This is a genomic window from Bacillus sp. MBGLi79 (assembly GCF_002953915.1).
The window spans coordinates 4,296,070-4,304,741 of sequence record NZ_CP026521.1 but is presented as its reverse complement, the minus strand read 5'-3'; the positions used below and the strand labels follow the sequence as shown (position 1 = coordinate 4,304,741).

The window sequence follows — 8,672 nt, the reverse complement described above, 5'->3', positions numbered from 1 at the left end:
AGTGTCGGTCGATTATCGTAAGGATTATGAAGAATTTGTGAATTTGAAAAGGAGATCCGGCCTATTTATTTCTATCAAGCCTTCTTTTACGATGTTGGTGGACTAGATCTCATGCGGAAGTTCGGTCCGAAAAAAAGTGCGGAAAGGAAAGTGAGAAAGGTGAAAAAAAGGTTTACTCTGTTAACAACGTTCACCATGCTTTTGTCATTGGCTCCGGCTGCTGCTTTCGCGGCTGAAGACGGAAATGCGGACAACAGCAAAAAAGATGTCAATGTTGCAGTTGTGCTTGATGCAAGCGGCAGCATGGCACAAAAGGTTGAAGGAGAAAGAAAATTTGATATTGCCAAAGAATCCGTAACCGACTTTGCTGACCTGCTTTCAAGCGATGCGAATGTTATGCTGAATGTGTTCGGACATAAAGGCAACAATAAAAACTCCGGAAAAGAACTATCTTGCGGTACGACGGAAACCGTCTATGATCTGCAGCCGTTTTCTTCCAACTCGTTCGAAAACGCTTTAAGCGGAATTAAGCCTACAGGCTGGTCTCCGATTGCAAAATCTCTTTATGATGTAAAAGAAGATCTTGCCGATAAAGATGGTAAGAATTATGTTTACATCGTGACAGACGGTGAAGAAACATGCGGAGGAGACCCTGTTCAGGCAGCGAAAGATCTGCGCAAATCCAACATTAAAACAATCGTCAACATTGTTGGACTTGATGTGAAAACCGTGAAAGAAAAAGCTAAGCTTAAAAAAGTAGCTGCTGCTGGCGGCGGAAAATTGATTGAAGCCGACTCAGCTTCTGATTTTAAAAAGGTATGGAAAGAAGAAGGCGTAAAACTGTCTCAGTAACTCCGTACGAGAGCGGGACGGCCGCAGTGCCGTCCCGACCTTCTGTTAAGCTAATCTGTCGACATTTCGAGTTCTTCGATTCGTTTTTCTGCATAGCGCGGATCTTTTCTTGAATGGAAAATCTCCGCCTTTTCAATCATGACCGCCGTGTTGTATTCCGGAATACGGGCATGGTTTTCGTATACGCCTTTAGGGATCAGGACATTTCCTTCCGGCCAGTAGACCGCCGTGTTTCCGCGTTGTACGGTGGCATATTTTGCCCGGCCTTGGAAAGTTCCGTAGCGGTTGAATAGAACGATCGCTTCTCCATCTTGAATATAAAGCTCCTTGGCATCTTTTGGATTGATCATGACATCCCGGCGATCTGCCGCGTTGAAAGGATCTTTTTCACTATAAATCATCGAGTTGAACTGTTTTCCCCTCCTTGTCGTCACGAGGAAGCGTCCTTCAGTTTGTCTGTTTTCAGGAAGATCGACGGAGATCAGGTTACCCTTACCGTCTGCCGTCGGACACATCCCGCCTTCACAAAGCCAGGTGCCGCCCCATTGAAAGACATCTCCGCGTTTTTTTAAATGCTGAATCCCGTCATAATTCCGGTTGGCAGCAGCGATTTCTTCACGGATTTCTGCAGCGTCGTCAAAATGGATCAGTTCTTTGTCTGCGGGCCGAACCCGTTTGGCAAGATCCATATAAATTTCCCATTCAGAACGGGCTTCTCCGATGCGCGGTCCTTTAATTTCAGGGCTGAAATAGACCATCCGTTCCGTACTGGTCGAGGTTCCTCCGCCAGGCTGTTCATATCTTGTCATTGCGGGGAGAATGATAACTTCTTCTTTGGCATCGACAAGGGTGGAAGTATTGAAGATGATGTCCTGATGGACTCTCATCTCAACTTCCTGTAATGCTTTTTTGATAAAATCGGGGTTCGGCATCGTTTCCAAAAAGTTGCCTCCGCTTGTATAAAACACTTTTACTTTTCTTTCGCTTTCGTTCGGCAGCAGCATGTTTTCGATTGTCTGGCCGATCGTATCGCCTTGCCAAGTCGGTATACGGAAGCCCCAAATCTTCTCGATCCGTGCGGTAGTTTCTTCGTCAAAATCACCGCCTGGCAGGACGAAAGGATCGGCACCCATTTCGCCAGAACCCTGCACACCGCTGTGCCCTCTGATCGGCATAAGGCCGCAATGCTTTCTGCCGATGAATCCTTGTAAAAGGGCGAGATTTGCCACCTGTGAAATGTTGTCGGTCGCAAAACGGTGCTGTGTGAGTCCCATGCTCCAAATGAAAACGCCGGTTTTCGCCCGGGCCAGCAAGATGGCGAATTCTTTCATTCTATCTTTCGATATGCCGGATGACTCTTCAAGCGTCTTCCAATTTTGTTTTTCGATATGCTGTTTAAGCTCATTGAATCCGTTTGTGTGTGCTTCGATAAAAGCGCGGTCAATGCTTGAACCGGGGGCCTCCCGTTCCATTTCAAACCAGTGCTTCATTACCCCGTTCATAAAGGCAATGTCGCCGCCGATATTGACTTGGTATACGTCATCAGTGATTTTGGTGCCGAAAAGGGCGCTCTCAGCTATCGATGGAATCCAGTATTTCTCCATCGAAGGTTCCAGGTACGGGTTGATCATAATGATTTTTGTTCCCGCTTTTTTGGCGGCATACATGTATTTTGTTGACACCGGCTGGTTATTGGCGGCGACAGATCCCCAGAAGACGAGGACATCCGTCCCGATCCAGTCTCGGTAGCTGCAGCTTGAGGCGCCGATGCCAAGGGACCTTTTTAAAGCCGTTTTGCTTGGCGAGTGGCAGATCCGCGAGGCGTTGTCAATGTTGTTTGTGCCGATAAACCGAGCCGCTTTTGCGGCTGTATAGTATACCTCATTCGTAATACCCCTGGCCGTTAAATAAAAGGCGAGCTGTCGTTTATCAATCGATTTGATTTTGTCCGCGATTCGGCTGAGTGCTTCGTCCCATGAAATTCTCGAAAACGACCGTTCTCCTTTTTTTCTCGACAGCGGATAAGGGATACGTCCGAGCTTTCTCAGCTCGGTGCTATCCAGCTTTCTCAGCTGTTCAATGTCGGCGGACAGCCATTTGTCCTCGATCGCAGGCATCGTATTTAAGCGGAGGACGTTCAGCCGCGTCGTGCATAGATGAGGCCCTGTGAGCGTCTGATCACGGAGCCCGGATACACCGAGCGCACAGCCGTCGCACACGCCTTGCGTCAAAATTCTGTAGGCGTACGAAAGGTTGTCTTTATTGTCCCACGCCGTTTTCATCGTATCTCTGATATGCTTTGGCTTTACCTTTCCGAGTCCCAGCGGCGCCCAAGACGCCCACAGTTTTGGCGCGGGCTTTTTATTCAGCTTCATCGGACCTTCATGCTTTGTTTTTCCCATTCCATTCTCTCCTTTCCAGCGGATACTGCCAGATCATCCTTTTATCGAGTTTGAGACATGAACCGCTGCTTTTTTTCGCAACTGTTTAATGTCGGTTCTAATGAAGATCGAAATGAACAGGCCGATGGCGAACAGTGCTGCGAAAACCGTCAGGCTCTGGCTGTAGCTTCCTGTTGCATCACGCACCCAAGAAGAGAACATCGGGCCCGCAAGTCCTGCCGCCGCCCATGCCGTTAAAATGTATCCGTGAATTGCACCGAGCTGCTTTGTTCCGAACAAATCCCCGATATAAGCCGGAATTGCGGCAAACCCGCCTCCATAGCACGTATAGATCAATGCCATCAAAACAGAGAAGACGGCCTTGTCGGAAATAAACGGCAAAAGCGGAAAGGCGATCAGCTGTACAGCGAAAAAGACGGTATACGTATTCGGCCGGCCGATGTAATCAGATACGGATGCCCACCCGATGCGGCCAAAACCGTTAAATCCGCCTAAAACGCCGACGAGCGCGGCGGCAGCGGCGGCGGACATGCCCGCACTTTCCTGCGCCAGCGGTGAAGCGATGGATATGATGGCGATTCCGCACGTAACATTAATAAAAAGCATCAGCCATAAATAATAAAAGCGTTTCGTTTTAATGGCTTCATTTGCCGTCAGTTGGGAAATATCGGCGCTTTGCGCCTTTCCGTTTTTTTCGGTTGAAAATCCTTCAGGCTTCCAGCCGTCTTCCGGCGGAGCGAGGTAAAGCGAAGACAGCATCATCACAAAAAAGTAGCAAATGCCGAGAATAAAAAAGGTATTGGCTATACCGACCGCTGAGATCAGCATCTGCATGATCGGGCTGCTGATCAAGGCCGCAAATCCGAATCCCATAATGGCAAGCCCCGTAGCCAAGCCGCGGCGGTCAGGAAACCATTTAACAAGCGAAGATACGGGCGTAATATAGCCGACGCCGAGTCCGATTCCCCCGAAGACGCCGTAAAACAAATAAAGCAGGGGAAGGGAGCCGATCTGAACGGCGAAGCCTGAAAACGTCACGCCAGCTCCGAAGAAAAGCGCGGCGAGCATGCCTGCTTTTTTAGGGCCGTGCTTTTCGACGAAGTGCCCCAAAAATGCGGCTGAAAGACCGAGAAATAAAATAGCGATGCTGAACGTCAGGCTGATCTGGCTGAGGCTCCAGCCGAAGGTTTCAGCGAGCGGGTTTGTAAAGACGCTCCATGCGTATACAGACCCGATAGACAAATGAATACCTACAGCACATAAAGCAATGAGCCACCTATTTTTCACTTTTTTCATGCGAGAACCTCCTGTGGAAAAGAAAGGCTTGTCATAAAGACAGAAGGCTGCCGGGGAGCGATTGTTTGAAAGCGGTTTCCGGGGTTGCTGCGAAGAAAGGCAGTCTGTTTGAAAAGTGTATATTTTTTGAACTTTTAAAAAATAATATCATGTTTTCAAGCTATCAACAAGATGAAGCTTCCAAATTTGACCTGACGGTTGTGAAACGGCATGATAGACGAGTATAGTAATAGATATGATAAGAAACAAAGGGGCGGGATTTATTCATGGGGAAAAACATCACAACAAGCCGAAACATTTTCCGTTATGATAATGGAGAGATGACACAGCAAGAAGATCAGATGGCAACGGAATTCCCCCTGACTGTCATGGTGAACGGTGAGGAATTTGTCACGCTTGTTTGTTCGCCGGACAGCCTGGAAGAACTGGTGATCGGATTTCTCGCGTCTGAAGGTGTGATCCGATTTAAAAATGAGATTAAAAGGTTTACAATAGATGAAAGTCTCGGATTCGCATATGTCGACCTTGTCAGCTCAAAAAAGCTGGTACTGAAGGATTACACGAAGCGGGTGATCGGCTCCTGCTGCGGAAAAGGGCGGCATTTTTATTTCCAGCAGGACGTCAAAACCGCAAAAACGGCGATTGACGGCGTGACCATTACGCCTGAGAACTGTTTGGCGCTGATGCGCGACATGCAGAAAAACAGCAAGCTTTTTCGCCATACGGGGGGCGTTCATAATGCCGCTTTGTGCAGCACTGACAAGCTGATTGCAGTCAGATCTGATATCGGAAGACATAATGCGCTTGATAAATTGTACGGATATTGTCTGCTTCACCAGGTCCCTGTGCGCGACAAGCTGATCGTGTTCAGCGGCAGAATTTCTTCGGAAGTGCTGCTTAAAGCCGCAAAAATTGGGGTTTCCGCGGTCATTTCCAAGTCGGCGCCGACCGAGCTGGCCATTCAAATGGCAGAGGAGCTGAATATCATGACGATTGGTTTTGCCAGGAACCGGTCATTTAATGTATATACGCATCACGAGCGAATTCAGTTAACATAAAGGAGGCAACAGGCGTGAACAACAACAGTGAACAAGTTTTGGATCAGAAAAGCCGGCCGCTTCGGGATTTAAGAATTTCTGTCACCGACCGCTGCAACTTAAGATGTACGTATTGCATGCCTGCCGAAATCTTTGGACAGGATTATCCGTTTTTGCCAAAAGGCGAACTGTTGTCCTTTGAAGAGCTTGAACGATTGGCCAAGCTGTTTGTTCATCAGTTCGGGGTGGAAAAAATCCGCCTCACCGGCGGCGAGCCGTTGATGAGAAAAGATATGCCGGAATTAGTCGGGAAGCTTGCGGAGATCAAAGGGATTCGCGATATTGCGATGACGACGAATGGCGTCCTGCTGCCGGTTTACGCTGACAAGCTGAAAAAAGCGGGGCTGAAACGGGTCACGGTCAGCCTGGATTCCCTGGATGACGAGCGTTTCAAAGCGATCAACGGCAGAGGCGTCTCCGTCAGCAAGGTGCTGGCCGGAATTGAAGCGGCGAAAGAGGCCGGACTCGGCGTCAAGATCAACATGGTCGTCCAAAAAGGGGTCAATGAAAAGGATATTTTGCCGATGGCCCGCTATTTTAAAGAAAAAGGCCATATTTTGCGGTTTATTGAGTTTATGGATGTCGGAAACACAAATGAATGGAACCGTCAGTCAGTGGTGACAAAAGCGGATATCATCCGGATCATCAATGAAGACATGCCGGTTGAACCGATCGACCCGAACTACAAAGGAGAAGTCGCCAAACGGTACGGATATCTGGACGGTTCAGGAGAAATCGGTTTTATCTCTTCTGTATCCGATGCTTTTTGCAGCACGTGCAACAGAGCAAGACTATCAGCGAAAGGCGAGCTTTTCACATGTCTTTTCGCATCGAGCGGGTTTGATTTAAGAACTCTGATCAGAAGCGGGCAGACCGATCAGGAGCTGGCAAAGGCGATCGGCACCGTCTGGCGGAATCGCGATGACCAGTATTCGCTCGACCGCGCTCTTTCAAAAGCGGCTCCGCGGAAAAAGGTTGAAATGTCCTATATAGGAGGATAATTGACCGCCTTGGAGAGAGCCGTCCATTGAAAAGATGGGCGGTTTTTTTCATGCTTCAGAGGCCGGCTTGACTTGCATATTGACAGGTTTGATACGGGGGGAAAAGCGGAAATTCTTTAAAAAACATGGGCTGAAACAGAAAGGATGATTGAATGTTCGGACTGCAGGATATTGTCAAATTCTTCTGGTCGTTCTTGATCGTTTTTCCCGCCGTGTCGGTGCTTCATGTCTTGGGCCACAGCGTCATGGCGGTGTTGTTCGGCGGGAAATCTTCGCTTGAAATCGGGATGGGCAAAAAATTGCTGAAAATCGGCCCTGTGCAAATCAGAAGTGTTTACTTCATGGATTCCTTCTGCAAATACGGAGATCTGAAATACGATAACCGTTTTACGAATGCGATGATTTATGCCGGCGGATCGCTGTTTAATTTAGCGTCTATTTTTATTGTCAATCTGCTGATTATCAAAGACATCATACCCGAAAATATTTTTTTCTACCAGTTTGTTTATTTTTCAACCTATTATGTATTTTTTGCTCTGATTCCCGTGAGATATTCCGAAAATCATCTATCTGATGGAATGGCAATTTATAAAGTGCTGAGATATGGGGAGAAGTACGAGATTAATAATTGAGTATGCCGGCTGCGGGCACAACCCGAAGCCGGCGTTTTTCAGACATGCATGATGTCTTCAGGCAGTTTCCTTAGCTTTCGAACGGATTCGATGAATGTTTCCAAAGGATCACAGCCGCTAAAATATTGAAATGCTTCCCGATCCCCGTCGTTCATCACGACGAGGTGATCGCCTCCTGTTATCAGCCCTTTTTCGCGGCGGAACGAGGAGATGGTATCATAGCGGATGTCAAGGTGAAAAGGGGCGCCAAACAGAGAAGAATAAAACATGAGCCGCCTGTCAGTGGCCGCAAGCACGCCTCTGTAAGGAGTGTAACGTGCAGACAGTCTCGCGTTATAAGTGCACAGAATAATAGATCTGATCTCTTCATTCGGCTCAAGCCGAACATCCAAAGCTGCTTTTCCTTCTGCTATCTCTTTCATTGAAAAACACTCCTTTCATCAATCAATACGAAAGATCCTATGAAAAAGTTCCAAAGTGAGACATGAAGGTGGTTTGAAAAAAATTTTATTTATTCTTACGATTATTAAGGATATGATAATAGTTGACAAAAAACTTATCCTGTAACTATAATATTTACATCGGTGGTGAAAACTTATGGTGAACACCCGTCTTTCAGTGGCCATTCATATTTTGTCTTTAATCGCTGCAAACCCGCGGGAATCTTCGGAAATGATCGCCGGGAGCGTCAATACGAACCCGGTTGTGATCAGACGCATGATCAGCCAGCTCAAAAAAGGCGGTATTCTGACGTCGCGGCCGGGAGTGGCCGGGGCAACCCTGAAAAGAGATCCTGAAGATATATCTCTGCTGGATATTTACCGCGCGGTTCAGCCGCAAGAGGAATTGTTTGCGATTCATGACAAGCCGAATCCAAACTGTCCGGTTGGAAGACAAATTCAAACAACGCTTGACCAAACGTTTCACAGCGTTCAGCAGGCGATGGAGAACGAATTGGCCAGCAAGTCTCTTAAAGACGTCTTAACTCATCTCTTTTAAATAAGAGATGATGTTTCATCATCAACATGTAACTTATTTTGTTACAAATAAGGAAATATTATTGATGACACATCCACAATCATCACAACACAGCCTTATGAGGCCTATGGTGGACATTCATGATCGTATGCCGGTTATCCTTACTGATGAGAATGAAAAGGGAGGGCTCACCTAAAACTGCATATCTACAAAGCTTGCTGCAGCCATATGATGTTGATGTAGGGAAGCATATCGCTTAATATATCACCTTCGCTTAGCTACTATGTTCTAAGTAATCGGTGATATTTTGTTGTATCGCCAATTCAACATCGTTCAATTCCACTCTTCCTTTAAAATAGCGTAATAATATTCATCCCACCACTCATTGCCTTTTGGAATACACTTTTTAAAAAA

General features: G+C 47.1%; 8 protein-coding genes and 2 pseudogenes. 6 read left to right on the top strand and 4 right to left on the bottom strand.

Going from position 1 to position 8,672, the window contains the following annotated elements; all coding sequences use genetic code 11:
- Positions 1-195 precede the first annotated feature (195 nt).
- On the top strand, positions 196-852 hold the full coding sequence (locus C1T29_RS21955; protein WP_043054609.1) for a VWA domain-containing protein: 657 nt from the start codon (positions 196-198) through the stop codon (positions 850-852).
- A 50-nt stretch (positions 853-902) separates the two neighbouring features.
- Here C1T29_RS21955 and C1T29_RS21950 read toward each other — a convergent pair whose 3' ends face one another.
- Positions 903-3,254 carry an FdhF/YdeP family oxidoreductase gene (locus tag C1T29_RS21950; protein ID WP_103749410.1) on the bottom strand — a complete coding sequence of 784 codons (2,352 nt, stop codon included), beginning with the start codon at positions 3,252-3,254 and terminating at the stop codon, positions 903-905.
- 33 nt (positions 3,255-3,287) lie between these two features.
- Positions 3,288-4,550 (bottom strand): L-lactate MFS transporter, encoded by a 1,263-nt coding sequence (locus C1T29_RS21945; RefSeq protein WP_103749409.1) that lies wholly within the window; start codon positions 4,548-4,550, stop codon positions 3,288-3,290.
- A 266-nt stretch (positions 4,551-4,816) separates the two neighbouring features.
- Between C1T29_RS21945 and fdhD the strand changes: the two genes are divergently transcribed.
- From fdhD to C1T29_RS21930, 3 genes are all read left to right on the top strand, one after another.
- On the top strand, positions 4,817-5,608 hold the full coding sequence (gene fdhD / locus C1T29_RS21940; RefSeq protein WP_103749408.1) for a formate dehydrogenase accessory sulfurtransferase FdhD: 792 nt from the start codon (positions 4,817-4,819) through the stop codon (positions 5,606-5,608).
- 14 nt (positions 5,609-5,622) lie between these two features.
- Positions 5,623-6,648, top strand: a complete 1,026-nt coding sequence (gene moaA, locus C1T29_RS21935) for a GTP 3',8-cyclase MoaA (protein WP_023857094.1) — start codon at positions 5,623-5,625, stop codon at positions 6,646-6,648.
- A 152-nt stretch (positions 6,649-6,800) separates the two neighbouring features.
- A complete protein-coding gene (locus C1T29_RS21930) occupies positions 6,801-7,280 on the top strand; it encodes a hypothetical protein (protein WP_023857096.1) in 480 nt (159 codons plus the stop codon).
- A 38-nt stretch (positions 7,281-7,318) separates the two neighbouring features.
- Here the strand turns inward: C1T29_RS21930 and C1T29_RS21925 are convergent, their stop codons facing one another.
- Positions 7,319-7,702 carry a GRAM domain-containing protein gene (locus tag C1T29_RS21925; protein WP_231516520.1) on the bottom strand — a complete coding sequence of 128 codons (384 nt, stop codon included), beginning with the start codon at positions 7,700-7,702 and terminating at the stop codon, positions 7,319-7,321.
- A 175-nt stretch (positions 7,703-7,877) separates the two neighbouring features.
- Here C1T29_RS21925 and C1T29_RS21920 point away from each other — a divergent pair, with 175 nt between their 5' ends.
- Both C1T29_RS21920 and C1T29_RS21915 read left to right on the top strand, forming a co-directional pair.
- Entirely contained in the window at positions 7,878-8,279 is a 402-nt protein-coding gene (locus C1T29_RS21920; protein ID WP_020453242.1) for an Rrf2 family transcriptional regulator, read from the top strand.
- Positions 8,280-8,348: 69 nt separating this feature from the next.
- Positions 8,349-8,518, top strand: a pseudogene (locus C1T29_RS21915) (SOS response-associated peptidase family protein); the annotation flags it as partial.
- 73 nt (positions 8,519-8,591) lie between these two features.
- On the opposite strand, the pseudogene C1T29_RS21910 reads toward C1T29_RS21915, so the two are convergent.
- A pseudogene (locus tag C1T29_RS21910) lies at positions 8,592-8,672 on the bottom strand (GNAT family N-acetyltransferase); the annotation flags it as partial.